Annotated in this window: 22 protein-coding genes; 21 read left to right on the top strand and 1 reads right to left on the bottom strand. The window is 51.1% G+C overall.

Going from position 1 to position 21,898, the window contains the following annotated elements; translation table 11 throughout:
• Positions 1-122 precede the first annotated feature (122 nt).
• From LA360_RS07970 to LA360_RS07870, 21 genes are all read left to right on the top strand, one after another.
• A complete protein-coding gene (locus tag LA360_RS07970) occupies positions 123-971 on the top strand; it encodes a helix-turn-helix domain-containing protein (protein ID WP_002583958.1) in 849 nt (282 codons plus the stop codon).
• On the top strand, positions 964-3,084 hold the full coding sequence (locus LA360_RS07965; RefSeq protein WP_002583957.1) for a HelD family protein: 2,121 nt from the start codon (positions 964-966) through the stop codon (positions 3,082-3,084). Before LA360_RS07970 ends, LA360_RS07965 begins: the two co-directional genes overlap by 8 nt.
• A 183-nt stretch (positions 3,085-3,267) precedes the next feature.
• Positions 3,268-4,101, top strand: a complete 834-nt coding sequence (locus LA360_RS07960; RefSeq protein ID WP_112481733.1) for a class I SAM-dependent methyltransferase — start codon at positions 3,268-3,270, stop codon at positions 4,099-4,101.
• 156 nt (positions 4,102-4,257) lie between these two features.
• Positions 4,258-4,611, top strand: coding sequence for a YqfO family protein (locus LA360_RS07955; RefSeq protein WP_002583955.1), 354 nt, complete (start codon positions 4,258-4,260; stop codon positions 4,609-4,611).
• Positions 4,612-4,631: 20 nt separating this feature from the next.
• Positions 4,632-5,456 carry an MBL fold metallo-hydrolase gene (locus LA360_RS07950; protein WP_002583954.1) on the top strand — a complete coding sequence of 275 codons (825 nt, stop codon included), beginning with the start codon at positions 4,632-4,634 and terminating at the stop codon, positions 5,454-5,456.
• Between the two features lie 34 nt (positions 5,457-5,490).
• The gene (locus LA360_RS07945; RefSeq protein ID WP_112481686.1) at positions 5,491-6,564 is read left to right on the top strand and encodes an acyltransferase; all 1,074 of its coding nucleotides are present in this window, start codon (positions 5,491-5,493) and stop codon (positions 6,562-6,564) included.
• Positions 6,565-6,637: 73 nt separating this feature from the next.
• Entirely contained in the window at positions 6,638-7,045 is a 408-nt protein-coding gene (locus LA360_RS07940) for an ACT domain-containing protein (protein WP_002583952.1), read from the top strand.
• 15 nt (positions 7,046-7,060) lie between these two features.
• A complete protein-coding gene (locus LA360_RS07935; protein WP_089776608.1) occupies positions 7,061-7,696 on the top strand; it encodes a GNAT family N-acetyltransferase in 636 nt (211 codons plus the stop codon).
• Positions 7,697-7,881: 185 nt separating this feature from the next.
• The gene (locus LA360_RS07930; protein ID WP_002583950.1) at positions 7,882-8,340 is read left to right on the top strand and encodes a hypothetical protein; all 459 of its coding nucleotides are present in this window, start codon (positions 7,882-7,884) and stop codon (positions 8,338-8,340) included.
• Between the two features lie 227 nt (positions 8,341-8,567).
• Positions 8,568-10,406 (top strand): sensor histidine kinase, encoded by a 1,839-nt coding sequence (locus tag LA360_RS07925; protein WP_089776607.1) that lies wholly within the window; start codon positions 8,568-8,570, stop codon positions 10,404-10,406.
• A complete protein-coding gene (locus LA360_RS07920) occupies positions 10,400-11,977 on the top strand; it encodes a response regulator (RefSeq protein WP_089776606.1) in 1,578 nt (525 codons plus the stop codon). The genes LA360_RS07925 and LA360_RS07920 overlap by 7 nt, the downstream gene beginning before the upstream one ends.
• 170 nt (positions 11,978-12,147) lie before the next feature.
• Positions 12,148-13,569: an ABC transporter substrate-binding protein gene (locus LA360_RS07915; protein ID WP_089776605.1), complete on the top strand. Its 1,422-nt coding sequence runs from the start codon at positions 12,148-12,150 to the stop codon at positions 13,567-13,569.
• Between the two features lie 70 nt (positions 13,570-13,639).
• Entirely contained in the window at positions 13,640-14,524 is an 885-nt protein-coding gene (locus tag LA360_RS07910; protein ID WP_002583946.1) for a carbohydrate ABC transporter permease, read from the top strand.
• A complete protein-coding gene (locus LA360_RS07905) occupies positions 14,514-15,350 on the top strand; it encodes a carbohydrate ABC transporter permease (protein WP_002583945.1) in 837 nt (278 codons plus the stop codon). Before LA360_RS07910 ends, LA360_RS07905 begins: the two co-directional genes overlap by 11 nt.
• A gap of 51 nt (positions 15,351-15,401) precedes the next feature.
• Positions 15,402-16,643 (top strand): amidohydrolase family protein, encoded by a 1,242-nt coding sequence (locus LA360_RS07900; RefSeq protein WP_002583944.1) that lies wholly within the window; start codon positions 15,402-15,404, stop codon positions 16,641-16,643.
• An 11-nt stretch (positions 16,644-16,654) separates the two neighbouring features.
• Positions 16,655-17,761, top strand: a complete 1,107-nt coding sequence (locus tag LA360_RS07895; protein WP_002583943.1) for a D-TA family PLP-dependent enzyme — start codon at positions 16,655-16,657, stop codon at positions 17,759-17,761.
• Positions 17,762-17,786: 25 nt separating this feature from the next.
• On the top strand, positions 17,787-18,917 hold the full coding sequence (locus LA360_RS07890; protein ID WP_002583942.1) for a M20 family metallopeptidase: 1,131 nt from the start codon (positions 17,787-17,789) through the stop codon (positions 18,915-18,917).
• 9 nt (positions 18,918-18,926) lie between these two features.
• A complete protein-coding gene (locus tag LA360_RS07885; RefSeq protein ID WP_022201073.1) occupies positions 18,927-19,400 on the top strand; it encodes a RidA family protein in 474 nt (157 codons plus the stop codon).
• A gap of 124 nt (positions 19,401-19,524) precedes the next feature.
• Positions 19,525-20,469, top strand: a complete 945-nt coding sequence (locus LA360_RS07880; RefSeq protein WP_002583940.1) for a 2-hydroxyacid dehydrogenase — start codon at positions 19,525-19,527, stop codon at positions 20,467-20,469.
• 7 nt (positions 20,470-20,476) lie between these two features.
• Positions 20,477-20,749, top strand: a complete 273-nt coding sequence (locus tag LA360_RS07875; protein ID WP_002567039.1) for an acylphosphatase — start codon at positions 20,477-20,479, stop codon at positions 20,747-20,749.
• Between the two features lie 16 nt (positions 20,750-20,765).
• Positions 20,766-21,605, top strand: a complete 840-nt coding sequence (locus tag LA360_RS07870; protein WP_002583938.1) for a YihY/virulence factor BrkB family protein — start codon at positions 20,766-20,768, stop codon at positions 21,603-21,605.
• On the opposite strand, the gene LA360_RS07865 is transcribed toward LA360_RS07870, so the two are convergent.
• A complete protein-coding gene (locus LA360_RS07865; protein WP_225537430.1) occupies positions 21,559-21,849 on the bottom strand; it encodes a hypothetical protein in 291 nt (96 codons plus the stop codon). The two genes, LA360_RS07870 and LA360_RS07865, sit on opposite strands and share 47 nt — an antisense overlap.
• Positions 21,850-21,898 lie beyond the last annotated feature (49 nt).

Below are 21,898 nucleotides of genomic sequence, written 5' to 3'. Positions count from 1 at the left end.
TAAATTGCGCAAGATTTCTTAAGACATACGGATTGGTTTTGATTATACTATGGTAGAATACACGGCACCCGGTGAACCGGAACACGGTCCCGACGTGCCGGCGGCAAGGAGGCAGTTTTGTGATGAGCAGTATGGATGAGGTAATCCTGGCAATTAATTTTATTGAAGCCAATCTGACGAAAAAAATGGATTTGGACATGATTTCCGGCGCGGTCCATTATTCCAAATATCATCTTCACCGTGTGTTTTCCGATACAGTGGGTCTTACCATTCACGATTACATTCAGCGCAGGCAGCTGACAGAGTCGGCCAAGCTGCTTGTATTTTCCTGCAAACCGATTGTACAGATTGCATTTTTATCCGGTTATCAGAGCCAGCAGGCATTTACCAATGCTTTTACAGCCATGTATAAGATGCCTCCCAACATGTACAGGGAAAATGAACGGTTTTATCCCTTGCAGCTCAAATTCAATTTTGAAGGGAGTTATGAAATGCTTGACAGAAAAGAAAAGGCATCATGGGAAATCTCGTTTGCGTCGGATGAGGATATTCCGGACTGGATGGAACTGGTGGGACTTGTGATTGACGGTTTTCCCCATCTGAATGAGGAGGAATATATCCGGGTCTTAAGACAGAAAATCAGTACCAGGCAGGCGCTTATCCTGAAGGACGGAGGAACCGCCATCGGCATCATGCTGTTTTCCTATGAAAACGGCAGTATTGATTTCATGGGAAGCCATCCGCTTTACAGGAAAAGAGGTGTTCCAAAGGCCATGCTGGACAAGGTCATGAGGGAACTGCTTAAGGGGAAGGAAATCAGCATTACAACCTACCGGGAAGGCGATAAGGCAGATACCGGATACCGGAAGGAAATAATGGGGATGGGCTTTGCGGAGGCGGAGCTGTTGGTGGAATACGGCTACCCCACCCAGCGTTTTATTTTACAGCAGGAGGAACGGGACCATGAGTGATTATCCGGCCATTCCATTTCCCGATGAGTTAGTACACCTGGAACAGGTGAGCGCCAGGCTGTCAGACGCCCTGCAGCAGGCGGAGGCATCTGTCAGGAGGGCGGACAGGGAATATGCGGATACAAAAAAATACATGGCGGACCACAGGGGAGAAATCGATCCCCATGAGATGTTCCAGAATGAACTGCTGTTAAAACAGACAGACAGGACAGGCGCCTTTGCTGTGGAGATGCGGGATCGGATTGCGAAATTAAAGGATTCCCCGTATTTTGCCAGAATTGATTTCAGGGAGGAGCAGGAGGAGGAAGGGCAGCCGTACTATATCGGACGATTTGCCTTTCAGTATGAAAATGAACCGTTGGTGTTTGACTGGCGCGCGCCCATATCCGGCATGTTTTATGACTGCGAGGTTGGAGCGGCCGGATTTATGGCGCCGGCCGGGTGGACAGCCGGAGAGCTTACCAGAAAACGGCAGTTTAAAATCAGGAACGGAGTCATGGAATATGCCCTTGAAAGCTCTGCCAATGTGCAGGATGATGTTTTGCAGAGGGAGCTGAGCCATACCTCTGATGAGAAGATGAAATCCATCATTTCCACCATTCAGAGAGAGCAGAACCAGATTATCAGAAATGAGAAGGAGGGGACAATGATTATCCAGGGAGTGGCCGGTTCCGGTAAAACCTCCATTGCCCTCCATCGTATTGCATTTTTGCTGTACCGTTTGAAAGACAGGCTGACCGCCAGGAATGTTACGATCCTCTCGCCCAACAAGGTGTTCGGGGACTATATCTCAGGCGTGATTCCTGAGCTTGGTGAAGAACCTATCTATGAGATGAGCTTTGGGGAACTGGCTGAAATCCAGTTGGAGGGAGTCATTGGCTTTGAACCGGACAGGGATCCCTTTGAGACGCAGGATGAGACATGGAGTGAGAGGGTGCGGTTTAAGTCAACCCTGGACTTTGTTTCCCTGATGGATCAGTACATAGAGCAGCTGCCGGAGTTTATTTTTATTCCTACGGATTATGTGTATGGCAGCTTTTCGGCTAAGGGGGAATGGATCCGGGACCGGTTCCTGGCCTATGGAACCTGTCCGGTAAAGAAGCGGCTGGCAATGGTTGCGGACGATATTCATGACCGCTTTGAGACAGATAATATCATGGAACAGGAGGTGCCCCGGCCCCGGACAATACTGAAACAGCTTAATTCCATGCTTACCATGAAGGACACGCTGGCTGTCTATAAGGATTTCTATAAACGGATGGGAATTCCGGAATATTTTGTCATGGCCGCCAGGAAGACATTGGAGTGGGCGGATGTGTACCCGTTTTTATATCTTCATTCAGCCTTCCAGGGATTAAAGGAAAGCCATATCACCAGGCACCTTGTGATTGATGAGATGCAGGATTACACGCCTGTCCAGTACGCTGCCTTAAACCGTATGTTTCCATGCCGGAAAACTATTTTGGGGGATTTCGGCCAATCTGTTAACCCTAACCATCTACACGGTCTGGAGGATTTGCGGACAATCTATGACAGGGCCCAGTTTGTGGAATTGAATAAGAGTTACCGTTCTACCTATGAAATCATGCGATTTGCAAAGAAAATCCATCATGTATCCGCCCTGGAACCGGTGAAGCGCCACGGGGAACCTCCGGCGCTGATCCCGTGCCTGGACGCTGCAGATGAAATCAGGAAGATAAGGGAAGCGATCCGCTGCTTCAGGACAGGGAAAAATGTGTCGCTGGGGATTATATTAAAGACGGACGCGGCGGCAAAGGATATGTATGAGGTGCTGGCAGGGTATGACGGGGTGGAAGAAAACCAGGTGGAAGAAAACCAAGTGGAAGGAAATGGAGAGGAAGCGTGTGATATAAGCCTGCTCACCCGGGAAAGTACCAGCTTCCAAAACGGGATTTCCATTACATCGGTCCGCATGTCGAAAGGTCTGGAGTTTGACGAGGTCCTGATTCCTCAGGCGGATTGCAGAACCTATACCTCTGATTTTGACCGCGGTCTGTTATACATCGCATGTACGCGGGCCATGCACAGGCTTACGCTTACGTATAGCGGGAAGGAGACGGAATTTATTTCCGGGCAGCCGCCTTTTTTATAAACGTTTAAGGTTGACAGAAATCAAGTGAATCAGTGACAAACGGCTGAGGCGTCAGCTTGGTTTGTGTACCTGATATTTGATTTTATTTTTACTCTTAAGGCCATTCATCTGACAGGGCTGAGCCGCGGAGTAAAATCTGCGGCTTTTGTTTTGCCTTTTTCAAACGCAGAGGAGGAAATAAGAATGTTTGAATGTATCAGTAAAATGTTAGAGCGTCCCCAGCTTTTCCAGGAGACGAAGGTTCCCTTTTGGAATGATAAATACATTTCAAAGCAAATGCTCAAGGCTCATCTGGACCCTGATTTCAACGGGGCTAGCAGAAAGCTTCCGTTCATAGAATCGTCCGTGAACTGGATAAAAGAGACCATACCGCCTGCGGACTACGCTGCACTTTTAGACCTTGGATGCGGTCCGGGCCTGTACGCGGAACGGTTTGCCAGGGCGGGCTTTCAGGTGACTGGCGTAGACTTTTCAGAAGGTTCCATTGATTATGCCAGGGATTCAGCAAAGAGGAGCGGCCTGGATATCCGTTATATATATCATGATTATCTGGACTTGGAGCTGAACCGCTGTTTTGATTTTATTACCATGATTTATTGTGATTATGGAGCGCTGTCGGAGAGAAAGCGCCGCACTGTCATGCAGACAATGTTTCACCATCTGAAACTGGGCGGAAGGGTACTTTTGGATGTTTTTTCCATGGAGAAGTATAAGGCATTCCGGGAAGGGAATACCTGGGAGCTGAATCCGGGCGGAGGTTTTTGGAGGGAACAGGGATATGTGGTATTAAACAGGTACAGTAAATTCACAGAGGACGTCACATTAGAACAGATTGCGGTGCTTTCAGAACGGGATACGGCGGTCTATTATCTGTGGAATCAATATTTTACGATGGAGACGTTGGAGAGGGAAGCGGTTCAGTGCGGATTTCGCGTCAGCGGTGTATATGGGGATGTGGCGGGAAGGGTTTATGATGGGACAGGGGATACGATTGCGGTTTTATTGGAAAAACTATGACAGGATAAAGGGATTCCAATGGCGGGAACCCCAGAACCTTGTAAACCTGGTCCGTTTCCTGTATACTAACATTCAGACACCTGAAGTCCAGGCAGCTCACCAGATGGCGGTCCAACGAGTGAAAATGGAATTCAGGGCAGAGAAAGGCGGGATGTCATGGAGCCATTTACCTGTTGTAAATTGGAGATATTTATACCGGAAACACATTTAAAGGCGCTGCAGAAAGCATTGCAGGATGTGGACGCAGGGCATATAGGAAATTATGACAGCTGCATGTCATACAGTCCGGTGACAGGCTGCTGGAGGCCCCTGAAGGGCAGCAGCCCGTTTATCGGTACATGCGGCAGCATCAGTGCGGAGCCGGAACTGAAGGCAGAGGTAACCTGCAGGACTGAACGGTTAAAGGAAACCCTGGCTGCCATAAAGAAAGTCCATCCCTATGAGGAGCCGGTCATCAATGTGATTCCTCTGTATATGACTGGTATGGACGCGGATGAAAAGGAAATTTGAAGAAGGCAGGTACGGCTGGGATGAAATTAAGGGTATTGGTTGATAATAACACTTACATAGACAGATACTATCTGGGTGAACCGGCGGTCAGCTACTACATTGAATGTGACGGCATCCGGCTTTTGTTTGATGCGGGGTATTCGGATGTGTTCCTTAAAAACGCGGAGGCTCTTGGAATCGACCTTGGCCTGGTCACCCACATGGTGTTCTCCCATGGCCATAATGACCACACCAGGGGACTCAAGTTCATGAATGAGCGCCTGGATATGTCGGGGATGGAGGTTATAGCCCACCCGTCCTGCTTTGATGAAAAGGTGTTCGGTGAGGAATCCATCGGCGCGCCCTATTCTGCTGCGGACATGGCTGCCATTTGCAGATACAGGCCGTGTGACAGGCCGTGGGACATCTCAGAGCATCTGGTATTCCTGGGGGAGATACCGGACAGGGCGGCCTTTGAGAAGAGAAATGCCATTGGCAGGACAAGGATAAAGGGGAAGTGGCAGGATGACTATGTGAGGGATGATTCCGCCCTGGTCTACAGGGGAGAGGAAGGCATTTTCATCATAACAGGGTGTTCCCACAGCGGTATATGCAATATAGTCCGATATGCGCAGGCAGTATGCGGCCGGAAGCGGATTCTTGGCATCATAGGGGGATTTCATCTCTTTGAAGCGGACGAACGGCTGGCTCGGACAATTGACTATCTGAAATGCAGCGGGGTGGAGCAGCTCTATCCCTGCCACTGTGTATCCCTGCGGGCGAAAGCCGGAATGATGGAGGCTTTGCCTGTGAAGGAAGTAGGGGTGGGAATGGAGCTTTGCCTGGACGGACAGACCGTGCTTTAAATCATAGATTTTGCAGCAGAGAAAGGTTTTACATATGATACAGACAAAAAAGGACATGAAGAAACCAGGGAACCATAATTCAAAAGTAAGGGATCCAAGATATGACTGCCTGCGGGCAGTCGCGGTCATGGCAATCATCATGGTGCATGCCATGCCGGTGGAGACAGTGAGCCCCCGCCAATGGTGGTTTAACAGCATCATGACCCCCTTCCTGCTCTCCTTTGTGGGAATCTACTTCATGCTCAGCGGCTGTTTTCTGCTGGAACATGGAACGGAGCGAATCGGGGAGTTTTACAGAAAGCGTCTTATTACGGTGGGAATTCCGTTCCTGGTTTACGGTCTTATTTACTATTGTTATAATGTCCATGTGGACGGAGTGGTTCTGCCTCTCTGGAAGCATGCCGGGCGTTACCTGGGGCAGGTGCTGACAGCCGGGATTCCCAGGGCGGGCCACATGTGGTTCATGTATGCCATTGTGTCTTTTTATATCTGCGCGCCCTTTCTGTCCAGGATGGTAAAGAACATGACGGACCGGGAACTGAAGGTGTTCCTGCTCCTGATGCTGGGAATCCATGTGGTGGAGGCGGCGGGAGAAATCCTTGGTCTGGATGTGAAGCCATGGGCCCAGTTTGTGCTGTATACAGGATGGGTCTACTATTTTCTCCTGGGATATGGCCTTAAGCGTTTATGCAGGAAGGAACAGTTTCCTGTATTCGCGGTCCTGGCAGTGCTTGGCCTGGCCATGGATGTGGCTGCGGACATCGGCCTTTCGTGGTGGGTTCCCCAGAATCCCCATAAATCACCTGCCATGGTGTTCATCTGCGCCGGAGTATTTCTCCTGTTTGAATATTATGGCGGGGAGGCGCCTGCGTGGGCGGGAAGGCTGGGAATATTCATCAGCAGGTACAGCTTTTCCATTTACCTGATTCATTTCCTTATCCTGAGCTATTATGTGAATCCGGTACTTTTAAAGGATATGCTGACCCGCCATTATATATTAGGCACCCTGGTGTCTGCCGCCGTCACCTTCTTTTTATCCCTGGCATGTTCCATGCTGGTGGATCATCTGGCAGTCAGGCCGCTGGAACGGCTGGCTGAGAGAATATAGAGAATAAGATTCAGGCGGGATACAAAAGCGGGATACCGCGGATATCATTCAGAGGAAAAGGAGACGCGGGAGCATGGAAATAAAGGTAATAGAGGGAGCATTTTCAGTATGCAGGCTTAAGGACCTGGGACAGGCCAGGATGGAGGACGATCTGTATTTTCTGGGCAGGACCGATGAGGAGATATCCCTGGTGTGCAGGACAGAGAGCGTTCCCGAGGATACGGTTTCGAGGGAAGACGGATGGAGGGCGTTCCGGATTCAGGGAGAGCTGGATTTTTCGCTGATAGGCATACTGGCCGGAATATCAGCCATATTAGCTGAACACAAGATTGGGATTTTCGTGGTTTCCACGTATAATACGGATTATATTTTGACAAAAGCAGTTGATTTTGAGCGGGCAGTGGCACTTCTGGAGAGTCACGGTTATGGTATTGCGGGGCAGGGCCCGGAGGAAAAGAGGACAGGTCCGGCCGGAAGGTGAAAGGAGCATGTTAGAATGATTAAGATACGAAACGAAAAGGAATCAGATTATAAGGTGGTGGAGGATATTACCAGGAAGGCGTTTTATAACCTTCATGTGCCGGGATGCGGTGAACATTACCTGGTCCATATCATGCGCGGGCATGAGGATTTCATACCGGAGCTGGATTTTGTCCTTGAGCTGGACGGCCGGGTAATCGGAAACATCATGTATACAAAGGCCAGGCTGGCTGATGAGTCCGGGGCTGAAAAGGAGATTCTTACATTCGGCCCTGTTTCCGTTGCGCCTGAATACCAGAGAAGGGGCTGCGGAAAGATGCTGATGGAGCATTCTTTTGAGCGGGCGGTGTCCCTTGGATATGATGTGATTGTCATATTCGGAAGACCGGCAAATTATGTGAGCAGCGGCTTTAAAAGCTGTAAAAAGTTTAATATCTGTCTGGAGGACGGAAGCTTTCCGGCGGCGATGATGGTCCGGGAGCTTGTACCCGGTGCGCTGGACGGCAGGAGATGGATTTACCACGACAGTCCTGTTATGGCCATTTCTGAGGAAGAGGCGCGTCTATACGACGACGGTCTGGAAAGGATGGAGAAAAAACACCTTCCAAGCCAGGAGGAATTTTATATCATGAGCCATTCATTCGTTAAGTAAGGCGCTTCCGGTAAAGCGGTGGCATATGTTGGCCTGCGTTTCATAAAGACGGATGAGGCATTGGGGAATACCTGAAATGAAGGAAGGATATATGACATACTGATGTCTTGTTTTGTATGATAACATGTCAGAAATAGGATCCGCGTCAAACGAATATCAGCGGAGCTTGGAAAGGAATGGGTGCCATGGCATACAGTTTAAAGGAAGTAACGATACGGACGGATAATTCAGGGGAGGGAATGGAGCGCATAGGGGAACTCTGGCGTCATATTATGGACGGCCGTCTGCCCATTCTCTTTGACAGCGGGCATCAGTTCCGGGCAGGAATATCCCCTGTTTCCAGGTACAGCGGCTATGACGGTGACGAGACAGGCAGCTATGACCTGACCGTCATGGCGGTTACAAGCGACTTCTTCACCCAAATGGATGAAAAGGTGAAAATGGGGCAGTACCGGAAATATGATGAGTGGGATGAAAACGGCGACCTGGGCGCCTGTACCCAAAAGGCGTGGGAGACCGTGTGGAGCCAGCAGAAGGATGGGACCATACGCAGGAGCTTTACAGAGGATTACGAGAGCACGGTTCCCGCAGAATACACCAAGGACGGCAAGGCACATTGTTATCTGTACATTGCCGTCGGATAAGAAGCGGCTGAAGAAATGGAGTTGTATTAAGGGCTTGCTGCCGGCAATGGCGGCCGGCCTTTTTGTTTTTCCTCTCCGTCCGCAATCTACATACAGGTGGGGGTAAAACTGCACAATAGAAAGTGCTGAAATAAAGGGAAATTCATCGAAATAAGTTGACTATGTAAAAGGGCCTATTTATAATTTTCATGGTAAAGCGCAGTGCAGGGTCAGGGGGTGTCAGTTTGATGAAGGAAATGAAGGTAAATCTGCGGATTAAAATTATATACACATGTATTATCGCTGTATTTGTCAGTGTTTTCCTTATCATGCAGTATTCCTTCAACCGCAGCAGAAACCTGCTGATCACCCAGGAGGCGGGTATCATATCACAATATATGAACCGCAATGAGCTGGCGCTTACGGAGGTGACGGATTCCATCCGTAAGCTGTCGGCTGCATCCAGCACCAACAAGCAGGTGGCATCCTATCTGAACCAGTCCTGTGATGGAAATGTATATTCGTCGGAGAATGTCAGCCGTATCCGGGCTGTGGAGGAGACACTGACCTTTTACCGGAATATATTTTTTGATTACCGGCTTCATTATATTATCCTGGGAGCCGACAGCACGGTCTACAGCGTGGCGGACGGAATTGACAACAGCAGCTATTTTGGGGAGAAATTTGCCCAGAGCGTCAGGGAGCAGCCATGGTACCGCCAGTTCCTGGAAGGAAAGGAAGTGTCCGGGTGGATTGCCCCATGTATTTACAATGATAAGGGTGTTTTCAAGGACAGGATTGAGTCCGGGAAGGATGAGGAGTTCATCTTATTCATCCGGCGGATTAAGGATTATAATTCACTTAAATTTCTTGGGGTGTCCTTTGTATCCTTTCCCACTGAAAATCTGTCACAGGTGCTGATTCCCTATGACGGGGCGGCGCTGGCCCTCTTTGATAAGGGAAACCATCTGATTTACACCACGGAGCAGAGCGATATACTGGATGATATATCTGCCGGCCGTCTGGCGGAGGATTTACAGGAGGACCAGGATTATTTCCATTATACAAAGGACGGTCAGGAGTATCTGGTGAACCATGTGACCATGGCCGGTACAGGATGGAGCATGGTGAACCTGGTGCCCCTGTCCCATATTACCCAGGCAGTGGACAAGCTTCACAGCACCGTAACCTCCCTGACGGTCCTCATGGCCCTGGGAGCCTGTATGGTCTGCCTTGCCATGTATTTCTATGTCAACGCGCCCCTCAACCGTCTGATCCATAAGGTGAGCGGGGTAAATATCGGAGGGACAAAAATCTCTGATATGGAGGATGCAAAGGGCAGACAGATGCCTGTGTTCGGAATCGTGGAGGCAGAGCTGGAAATCAGCAGGATGGTGGATTATATAGAGAAACTCTCTGCCCAGACTATCAAGCAGAAGGAAATAGAGCAAAATCTCCGCTATGAAATGCTCCGGGCCCAGATTAATCCCCATTTCCTTTTTAACACATTGAATGTAATCAAATGGTCTGCCATGATATCCGGGGCAGGCAATATAGCGGATATGATTACCTCCCTTGGAATCCTTCTGGAGAGTACCATGAACCGTAGGGAGGAAGAGGTGCCCTTAAAGGAAGAAATACGTGTGGTGAAGGCATGGGTGGAAATCAAGAACTGGGGCCTTAAGAACCGGATTGAACTGGTGACAGACATTCCTCAGGAGCTGGAGGAGTTTAAGGTGATTAAATTCTTCCTTCAGCCGTTGGCGGAAAATGCGGTGTTGCACGGCATGGGAGAAGCAGCCCACGGCACCATTTGGGTTGCGGCTGAACAGTATGGGGAGCGGGTATGCGTCACGGTACAGGATAACGGAGTGGGTATGGAACAGGGAAAGCTGGATGAGATACTGAAGGAAATGGATGAGAACAGTAAGAAACGCCATGTAACCGGAATCGGGCTTACCAGCATCCATGAGCTGATGAAAGTCAGGTACGGGCCGGATTACGGGCTTTATATTGAATCCAGGGTAGGATACGGAACCAAGGTTTTTGCGGTTTTTCCATATAGGAGAGGGAGTGGGACATGCTGAAGGTAATGATTGTGGATGATGAAATCATAGTGAGGGTGGGATTTCAGTCCTGCATTAACTGGGAGGCCCACGGATGCCAGGTGGTGTCCACCTGTGAATCCGGAGGGGACGCAGTGGAGTACATGAACCGGGATGTGCCTGATATTGTGTTCACAGACATCATGATGCCCGGCATGGACGGAATCCAGCTGGTGAAGTATATAAGTGAGAACCACCCGGATACAAAGGTGGTGGTCTTAAGCTGTGTGGATGAGATTGATTATGTGAAGAAGGCAATCAAGCTGGGGGCAGAGGATTATATACTTAAGCTGTCTTTTACCCAGGATACGCTGGTGGAGCTCATCACAAGGTTAAAGTCCCTGATTGAGGAGGAACGGCAGAAGGCGGGCAGGGGCAGCCCGGATATGAAGGTGCAGTCCTTTAACCGGGAGGAGGACTTAAAGACACTGCTGCTGGGAAATCACGGACCGGGGGACAATGAAATGCTCCTGGACCGGCTGGGATATACATATAATCCGTTTGAGTCCTACAGGGCAGGCTGTTTTCTGGTGGACAACGAAAGGATGAACCGGCCTGTCAGCGGTGCGGACTCCCATATCAGAAAGTATGGTCTTTTGAACATTGTCCGTGAATATCTCGAAAGCCTGCCAAAGTCAGACCTGGCCTTTACCGGTGAAAATGAAATCGTGGTTTTGTTCAGGAGAGAAGGGGGAAAGAGCCCGGACTGCTTTTTTCCGGACACCCTGGATTTGCTCAACCATGCCTTAAAGACCCATCTGAACCTGACTCTTTCCATGGGGATGGGACAGGAGTGCTCCAGCCGGATGGACATTCCGGCCGGATTTGCGCAGGCCAGAAGGATGGCGGCGCTGCGTTTCTTTGACGGTCCGGCTGCCTTTCACTGCGGGAAGGAGGATGGAGGGCGCCCCTTCATCGCAAAAAGGAGTGTCCAGCGGAGCATGCAGGAGGCCATATTCAGGCAGGATGCAGGGGAGGCATTCCGGCTGATTGACGGCTGGTTTGAGGAGATGGCCGGGTTCCGGTCCTACGACCAGATTCAGGCCATACGCCGGGGCGTGGTGGAGACCTGGGTGTTTATATCAGGATACTCCATTCCCGAGGGAGCGGATGTGCCTGAATATGACGAGATATATTCTACCGGAGATTTTTGGGGAGCCGAAACGCTGACAGAGCTAAAGGGATGTTTTAAGGACGCGGTCCGGTCTGTTGTGGATTACCTGATGGCCAATAAGAACGCGAACCCGGAGATTACAAGATTTCTCCAGTATCTGGAGGACCATGTGGATGAAAATATAAGCCTGGAGGAAGCGGCCGGATGGTGCGCCCTGGGAAAGAGCCAGTTCTGTATTCTGTTTAAGAAGGCTGCCGGCGACACCTTTGTAAATTATTTCAACGGGCTTAAGATGAAAAAGGCATTTGCCCTTCTGGGAAGTTCCAATATCCAGGTGCAGGAGGCTGCCAGCCGTATAGGCATACATGACATCTCCTATTTCAGCCGCCTTTTCAAAAAATATTACAATATGAGTCCAAGTGACGTCCGTAAATTGTGAAAATCATACAATAATTAAAAAGAATCATACGATAATTCAGATAAAAAATAGGGATTATTTTGGGTGGACGATAATACCAATAATCCCTATTTTTTTAAATTCCAAATCAGGGATGTAACATTTATACTATGCTTACAGTTAACAAAAACGTGTATAGAAGGAGGGTATTTATGAAACGTAAGTTATGTCTGGCTTTAAGCGCAGTAATGCTGGCGGGTTCACTTGCGGGCTGCTTTGGGGGGACCAGCGGACTGCCGGGAGATACGTCTAAGGCTTCGGAGGCTCCGGCCGGTAAGGAAGCGGAGGGAACATCAGGGGAATCGGCCGCAGGGGAGGCCGGTGAAAAGACCTATACGGGGACAACAATCCGTGTCCTCAGCATGACAGGACAGATATCAGATGCCATTGAAGCGTATCTGGATGATTTTGAGCGGGAAACCGGCATTAAGGTGAATCTGGAGCTGTACGGGGAAGCCCAGCTTCGTGAGAAGATAACCACGGAATTTCTGGCGGGCTCCTCCACCATTGACGCATTCCTCATGAGCCCTCTGCAGGACATGGCGGCTTACAGCAATAACGGATGGATTGAACCGCTGGATGAATATTTGAAGGATCCGGATTTTGACTGGGATGACTTTTCATCAGCGCCCATGGAACAGATTAAGATTAAGTCTGACGGAGCCGTCGGAGCGCTTCCGCTGTATTCTTCCGTGCAGCTGATGTTCTACCGGAAGGATGTATTTGAGGAAAAGGGAGTGAAGGTTCCCACAAATTACGACGAGCTGCTGGATGTATGCGGAAAAATCAATGACCCGGCTAATAATTTTTACGCGATTGCCTGCCGCGGCGAGAAGATAGCTCTTACATCCCAGTTCTCACCGTTCCTCTACGGATTTGGCGGCGCTTATTTTAAGGACGGAACATGCGCCTTTAACACACCGGAGAATCTGGAAGCAGCCAGGTTCTATGGAAAGCTGCTGGGTGATTATGCTCCGGAAGGCATACTGACCGCAGGATATTCACAGATGACCCAGCTGTTTAACGCAGGGCAGGTAGGCATGTGTGTGGACGCAATTGCACTGTATCAGACCCTGATTGATCCCAATGAGTCTTCCTTCTACGACAAGGTAGGGGTTGCTCCCATTCCGGAAGGTCCTGCGGGACGCCAGTCCTATAAGCAGGTTGTGTGGGGCGCGTCTATTTACTCAGGCTCAAAGAACAAGGAAGCCGCATGGGAATTCCTCAAATATGCGGCAGGCAAGGACATTGCCGCCGACATCACTCCAAAGGGAATGCCTACCTTCAGGGCTTCTGTTTGGGAAGACGAGCGGGTGACGGCTGCCATGCCGGAAGATTACATCCAGGCTTACAATGAAGAGATTCAGGCTGATACCACCAACCAGTACGGACTTCCGCGTATGACCGCAGTATCCGAGGCCAGGGACGCCATGGGCGAGGCCATTGTGTACTCCATCGAGACAAAGGGAGAGGGAACGGATCTGGAAAGCAAAATGAATGCGGCGGCGGGAAAGGTAGACCAGCTTCTCAAGGATGCGGGAGAGTACGGCGCGGATTATCCCTATGAGGATTAGTGTATGTCTGAAAGCAATGGAAAGGAGCCTGTAACAAGGCTCCTTTCTAACAACAGAGAGGGATGTATATATGAACAATTTTGTCAACAAACATATTAAATGGGTCTTTTCACTGCCTGCCCTTATATTCATGATGGCTATGATTGCGGTACCTATTGCAATGACCTTCCTGTTCAGCCTGAGTGACTGGAACCTGCTGACGGGAAACGGGATGCTTTTTAACTGGGGAAAGAATTATCCGGATGTGCTGGCCAGCAGGGAATTCTGGCAGTCCCTGGGAATCACATTTTACTATACGGCCATTGCCACGGTGGCGGAAATGCTTTTGGGGCTTGCCATCGCCCTTGTGCTGAATAAGGATTTCAGGGGCAAGAACGGGGTGAAGGCAGTGGTGCTGCTGCCGTATATGATGGCGCCGGTGGCAGTGGGACTTATGTGGATGCTGTTTTACGAACCATCCTCCGGCCTGCTCAATTACATATTCACAACCGTGGGTCTCCCCAGGTCAGCCTTTGTATCGGCCAAACAGACAGTTATACCCGCTATCGCGGCGGTGGAAACCTGGCAGATGACCCCTATGGTGGTGATTGTATGTCTGGCAGGACTTTCCTCTCTCCCGGCAGACCCCATGGAGGCTGCCAGGGTGGACGGGGCGACACCCATCCAGACATTCTTCCAGGTAACCCTGCCCCTTCTCACCCAGACCCTGTTCTCCATCGGTCTGCTGCGGTTCATAGACGTATTCAAGTCCTTTGACCTGATTTACGCCATGACAAAGGGAGGGCCGGCCAACGCCTCCAGGACACTGAACCTGTTTGCCTATGAAACGGCATTTTCCTATTACAAATTCGGCCTTTCATCTACAATGCTTATGATATTGTTTGTGATTGTGCTGCTGCTCAGCGTTTTAGTCATGAAAATACAGAGAAAGCTGGTGGCGTATTATGGCGGTTAAAAAATACAGGGCAAAGAAAATCATATCAAAATTATTATTCGGCATCCTGGTGCTGGTCATTATCATACCGATTCTTTTCCCGCTGTATTTCGTGTTGATTTCATCCTTTAAGAATATGGCCCAGGTATATATCATGCCTCCCAAGCTCTTTGGATTCAAACCGATTTTGGATAACTATATTTATATATTTAAGACCCAGCACTATGGAACCTATATGATGAATTCCACCATTGTGGCGGTGGCGTCAACGGCGCTGTCCCTGCTTTTGGGGGTACCGGCTGCCTATGCCATAGCCAGATATAAAATGGGGAAGGCAAATACGGCTATCCTTACGGCGCGCCTTCTGCCCAACATATCCATTTTGCTGCCATATTACTTCATATTTTCCAAGCTGCGCATGATTGACACCTACGGTGTGCTGATACTCAGCCACATGGTGCTGTCCCTTCCTCTGATTGTGTGGATTATGGTGGGATTTTTCAGCGATTTGCCTCTGGAACTGGAGGAGGCAGCCATAGTGGACGGCTGCACCAGGCAGAAATGCTTTAAAGATGTTCTCCTGCCCGTCAGCGCGCCGGGGCTGGTAACCTGCTCCACCCTTTCATTCCTGGGGTCCTGGAATAACTTTCAGTTTGCCCTTATACTCAGCGGTGAGAAGACAAGGACCCTTCCTGTCTCCCTGCAGTATTTCGTGTCAGGCGCGGATATACGCTGGGGGCGTATGCTGGCAGCCACCATTGTTGTCATCGTGCCAACCATCATTCTGACCATGCTACTCCAGAAGTACATTGTGCAGGGCATGACGGCCGGCGCGGTGAAAGGATAGGGCAGGGTCAATGGCCGGAACAGGCCGGAAGCGGTGACAGAGGAGGTAAATGTGGTGATACCGGTGCTGGTTCATGGAAAGGGAATCTATGATTCCGATGCCATGAAGATGAAATATACAGGGATGGTCCTGGAAGGAAGCCGGATTAAGGAGATGGGCCGCTTTGAGGAACTGAGTCAGGCATATCCCGATGTCCGGGTCATGGATTTTTCGGACAGCTATATCCTGCCTGGTCTGGTCAATACCCATGTACATCTGGAGTTTACGCCTTGCCGGGATACCTATGGCATCTACCGGAGGGAGGACAGGAAAGCCCGTCTGGCCAGGGCTGCGGAACACGCCAGGACACTTCTGCGCTCAGGCGTGACAACGGTCCGGGACGCAGGAAGCTCCATGGACCTGGTAGGAGCTCTGTCCGGCAGGGAGGCAGGATCGGAGCCGGGAACAGAGCTGCCAAGGATTCAGGCAGCGGGTATGCCCCTCACCCCGGACGGAGGCCATCTGGCCTTTCTGGGAAAAACGTCCAACAGTACGGAGGAATTGATACAGGCTGTAAAAGAAAGAAAATCAGCGGGCTGCGGCTGCGTCAAGCTGATTGTCAGCGGAGGCCAGCTTACACCGGGCTCTGTACCGGAGCATGACACCTACAGCAGAGGGGAAATACGGGCAGCGGTGGAGGCGGCCCACGAGCTGGGACTTCCCACGGCAGCCCATTGCCTGACAACCAGTTCCTATGTGAACGCCATGGAGGCTGGGGTGGACAGTGTGGAACACTGCGCCTGTTTCAGGAGAAACCGCCGCCTGGGACTTTTAGAACGGTGTTATGAGCCGGACGTGATGGAAGCCTTTCGCGGAGACCACCGGTATTTCATGATTGGGATATCCAACAACTACCATCAACTGGACCAGGTCAGGGAAGGCGTGAGAAAACCGGATGAGAGGGAAGCCTTTCTGCTGGAACAGGAAAAGCGGGAATGTGAAATATTCGGCCGTTTGGCGGACCTGGGAATGCGTCCTCTGGTGGGAACAGACGCCGGATGCGGATATACCTTTTTTGACGAAACCTGGCTGGAGATGGAGCTTTTATGCAGGCGGTGCGGCCTTACACCGGAGAAGGCGATTCACGCCGCCACCCTGGAGGGCGCCAGGGCATTGGGGTACGGGGATTTCCTGGGGCGGCTGGCTCCCGGGTATGAGGCGGATTTCATTGCCGTAGCACAGAATCCCATCCAGGATATAGAGGCGTTCCGTCACATAAAACATGTTGTGTGCAGAGGAAAAATCATAGAGTAGGGAGAATGGATATGGAACATATGTATGAACTTAAGGGCACAGAAGCAATCATATCACCCAGCCTCATATATTATGAGGAAATCATCAGGGAAAACATAAAGAAGACAATAAGGACAGCGGGAAGCCCCGAACGGCTGTGGCCTCATGTAAAGAGCCATAAATCCATGGATATGGTGCGGATGCAGATGGAGTACGGCATAACAAAGTTTAAGACGGCCACGGTGGCAGAGGCCGAGATGGCCGCAATGGCAGGTGCGGAAAGGGTAATCCTGGCCTATCCTCTGGTTGGTCCGAACATGGAACGCTTCGTGAAACTGGCAAAGGCTTATCCGGATACTATATTCTACGGCGTGGAGGATGACCGGGCCCAGTTTGAGGCCCTGTCCAGGGTGTGTGTGGAACACGATGCCGTGCTGCCAATGCTGGTGGATGTAAATATGGGAATGAACCGTACCGGCGTTCCCATTGAAGGGCTGGAGGAGCTCTACCGTTTTGCTTATTCCCTTCCCGGGCTTCGCCTGTGCGGAATGCACTGCTACGATGGAAACCACAATAATAAGGATGCAGCCGTAAGACGGGCCGAAGTGGATGATACGGACAGAAGGGTGGCGGACATCATGGAACGCCTGACCGGGGATGGAATCTGCTGCGAGCTGGCAGTGGCAGGCGGTACCCCCTCCTTTCCTTGCCATGCGGGCTGTACCCGGTGGTATCTGTCTCCGGGCACCGCATTTATCACGGACGCGGGGTATTATATGAACCTGCCGGATTTGGATTTTATACCCGGCGCCGCCGTGATGACCAGGGTTATCAGCCACCCTGCCGAGGGCGTGTTTACCACGGACCTGGGATACAAGGCGATTGCGTCAGACCCGGCGGGACAGCGGGGCTTTATCGTGGGTCTGGAGGATGCGGTGCCTATCATACACAGCGAGGAGCACTGGGCATTCCGGCTGGAGGATAAAAGCAGGATACCGGCCATAGGAACCTGCCTCTATGTGATTCCCACCCATATATGTCCCACCACGGCTTTGTATCCGGAAATTCTGGTGGCTAAGGAGGGACGGGTGGCGGCCAGATGGCAGGTGACCGCAAGAAACCGCAGGATTACTTACTGATTGTGCTGGAACAAGGAGGTATTTTGTGGATTGTATTGAACTGTTGAGGGAGCTGATACGGTTTGACACCGTCAATCCTCCCGGAAATGAAAAGCCGGCAGCCCAGTATCTGACCGGACTCCTGCAGACTGCGGGGTTTAGGTGTGAAGTGCAGGATTTAGGCGGAAACAGGGCAAATCTGATTGCTGTTCTGGGCGGAGGGGATGGACCAGAGCTCATGCTGACCGGACATCTGGACGTGGTTCCGGCCGTGGGAGCGTGGGACAGCAGCCCCTTTTCCATGGCAGAAAAGGATGGCAGGCTCTACGGCAGGGGAACCAGCGACATGAAAGGCGGGATAGCCGCCATGTGTGAAGCCGCCATGGGCTGTGCCGCCAGGAAAGAGCCTATGAAGGGAAGTCTGAAGCTTTTATTTGTGGCGGATGAGGAGTGCTCCAATCTGGGTACATTAAGCTATCTAAAGACCCATGGAGGAAGCGGTTATGCCATCATAGGAGAACCCACCCGGCTGGAGGTGGCGGTTGCCCACCGGGGAGTGTCCAGGGATTATATTGATATAAAGGGGGCTCCCAGGCATGCCGCCCTCCCCGCAGGGGAGGAGGATGCCGTGATGAAGGCATGCAGGGCAGTTCTGGCCGTAAATGACATGAATGAAACGCTGCGCCATGTCACACATCCGGTCCTGCCGCCTCCCGGCATTGCGGTTACCATGATAGAGGGATATGAGAAGGACAATGTGGTGCCGGGAAATGTGCGCCTCCTCCTGGACTTTCGGATTCACCCGGGCATGGACCATGAGCAGGTGGGGCGGTTTCTGGACAAAGGCTTTGAACAGGCCGGGATTGACGGCTGCCAGAGGACGCTGCGTTATTATATGCCAGGCGGGGAGATACGCCAGGATGACCGGTTCGTGAAGCTGTGCCTTGAGGAGCGGGAACGTCTGCTGGGAATCAAATCATTCCCACAGCCCTTCGAGGCATCCTGTGAACAGTGTTTCCTGACAGAGCAGGGAATCCGGACTGTTATCTGCGGTCCCGGTGATATTGCCCAGGCCCATACGGTGGGGGAATTTACCCGGGAAAAGCAGGTGCGGGATGCCGTGAAACTATATGGGAGAATCATAGACAGAATTCTGTACAAAACAAAATATAATTAAGGAGAGATAATGATGATGAAAGACGTATATGAGATTTTAAAAGAAAAAGGAATCACTTTGCCGCAGCCCCCTGCCAAGGGAGGAGTGTACACGCCGGTACAGGAGTTTGGTGACAAATTTCTTTATTGTTCAGGCTGCGGTCCGGACCTGGGAAACGGAAATACAGTAGTGGGCAAGCTGGGAAAGGATCTGACAGTGGAGGAGGGCCAGAGAGCGGCATATAACTGCATGCTGAACCTGCTGGCAAACTTAAATGATAAGACCGGGGATTTGAACCGGATCAAACGGTTCGTGAAGGTTCTGGCTTTTGTGAACAGCGCGGATGACTTTGGGATGCAGCCCCAGGTGGTGAACGGGGGATCCAACCTGATTGCCGAGCTGTTTGGAGAAGAAGCAGGACTTCCGGCACGTTCAGCCATTGGAACCAATGCCCTGCCGGGTGGAATCGCATGCGAGATTGAGGTTCTGGTGGAGCTGAAATAGAAGCGCAGGCAGCAGCGGAAATCATGACTTGTAAAAGCCGGTCCCCTGCTATATAATTGATAGCATAAAAAGTCAGTAAAGCCCCTGAAGGGGAAGCTGACAACAGGATACGGAGGAAGATACAATGAAAATGGTAATCATTGAGCCGCTGGGCGTGGAAGAGGGAAAGCTTTTGGCTATGGCAAGGGAGGCCCTTGGGGACCGGGTGGAGATTGTGTATTACAACACAAAGACAACGGACACCGCAGAGCTCATAGAGCGCGGAAAGGATGCTGAAATCATTGTGGTATCCAATCTGCCTCTGAATGTCCAGGTCATAGAGGGATGCAGAAACTTAAAGCTTCTGGCCGTGGCATTTACAGGCGTGGACCACATTGCCATGGATGTGTGCAGGAAGAACGGTGTCATGGTGTGCAACTGCGCCGGATATTCCACCTGCGCTGTGGCGGATCTGGTGTTCGGCATGTTAATCAGCCTGTACAGGAATGTGATTCCCTGCGACAAAGTCTGCCGGGAGGAGGGCACCAAGGACGGCCTGGTGGGATTTGAACTGGAAGGCAAGACGTTTGGCGTGGTGGGAACCGGGGCCATCGGCCTTCGTGTGGCAGCCATAGCCCAGGCATTTGGATGCAGGGTATTGGCTTACAGCAGGACTGCCAGGGATGTGCCCGGCGTCCGCTATGTGGATTTGGAGACACTGCTGGCTGAATGCGACGTGGTTTCCCTCCACACCCCTCTCACGGAGGAAACCAGGGGACTGATGAATGAGGAGCGCATCGGATTGATGAAGAAGAACGCGGTGCTCATCAACACGGCCAGAGGGCCTGTGGTGGACAGCGATGCCCTGGCAAAGGCCCTGAAGGAGGGCAGGATTGCGGGCGCCTGTATTGATGTGTTTGAAAACGAGCCGCCGGTCAGGAAGGACCACCCGCTGTTTTCAGCGCCAAACACCATAGTGACGCCCCATGTGGCATTTGCCACCAGGGAAGCCCTGGTAAAACGGGCTGTCATTGTGTTTGACAATGTGGTAAACTATCTGGATGGAACTCCGGGAAATGTGATTGGGTGATATCTGTATGAAAAAAGTCAGGAAGCATATCATATTTTCCGGCAGGGTGCAGGGGGTGGGTTTCAGGTACACCTCCTGTTACCTTGCCCGCCCCCTGGGCCTTACCGGGTGGGTGAAGAATCTGTGGAACGGCGATGTGGAGATGGAGGTCCAGGGAGATCCTCTGGCGATTGGCCGATTCTTAAGGAATCTGGAGCAGGGTAGGTTCATACACATTGAACATATGGAAGCAGAAGACATTCCGGTGATTGAAGAGGGCAGTTTCAGGGAAATATATTAATATCAGTGGAGGTTTTATGTTTGGGATAATAGTGGCGGGAAAACGGGTATATGATAAATTTGCTGAGGATGAGATGACGGTCTACGCGGCCCAGGTCTCCTTTTTTATCATACTCTCCGTGGTGCCATTTATCATGCTGCTTTTGACAGCGGTCCAGATGATTCCGAGCATCAGCAATGCCAGGTTCATGGAATTGATTGTGGGCCTGGTGCCGGTGGATTATAAGTCTCTGGCATTTCGGTTGGTAAATGACCTGTCCTTAAAGTCTCCGGCAACCATGATCTCCGTCACGGCCGTCACGGCACTGTGGTCCGCGGGCCGCGGTATGTTCAGCGTGGCCAGAGGCTTGAACCGTGTAAACGGCTACGGGGAAAAGCGCTGGTATGTGATTAACAGGCTGATTTGTTCAGGATACACCATTGTGTTCATCCTGGTGTGTATCCTGTCCCTGGGCCTGCTGGTGTTCGGCAACATGATTCAGGAGTTTATGGTGAACCGTTTTCCCATCATAGCGGATGTGACCACCCACATCATTAGTTTCAGGGCCCTGTGGGCGATGATGATACTGATTATATTTTTCCTGGGAATCTATACCTTTGTGCCGGATAAGAGGCTGAAGCTCAGGGACCAGCTTCCGGGAGCCGTGTTCTCCACGGTTGGGTGGATGGCCTTTTCCTTTGCCTTTTCCCTGTATTTCAGCCATATAGGGGGAAAGAATTACTCTTATATGTACGGAAGCCTTACAGCCATTGTGCTGCTGCTTCTGTGGCTTTATTTTTGCATGTGCATCCTGTTCTTCGGGGCGGAAATCAATTATTTCTGGAAGGAACTGTTTCCCGGGGAAACCGCGGAGTGACCGGAGCATGCCTGTCTCTTGGATAAGGGGCAGGCTGTTTTTGTCTTTTTGGTGAAACGGTCAGGCGGCTGGTCCTGGCATCGTCGCTGACGCACAGATAATCCGGGCTGTCCGGGGCAAACAGGCGGTTTGGCACGCCTTCCCACCTGCGGTACACAACCAGGGGACAGGAGCACAGTTCCTTAAGGGAAATAGAATTCGCCCCGAGATGGGGAAAGAAACAGCGTTCCCCCACAGCCATCATGATTTCACCGGATAAAAACAATATTTTATATATGGTTGATTCTATGTTA

The sequence above is a fragment of the Enterocloster clostridioformis genome (assembly GCF_020297485.1).
Classification (GTDB): domain Bacteria; phylum Bacillota; class Clostridia; order Lachnospirales; family Lachnospiraceae; genus Enterocloster; species Enterocloster clostridioformis.
This window is presented reverse-complemented; position numbering and strand designations above follow the sequence as displayed.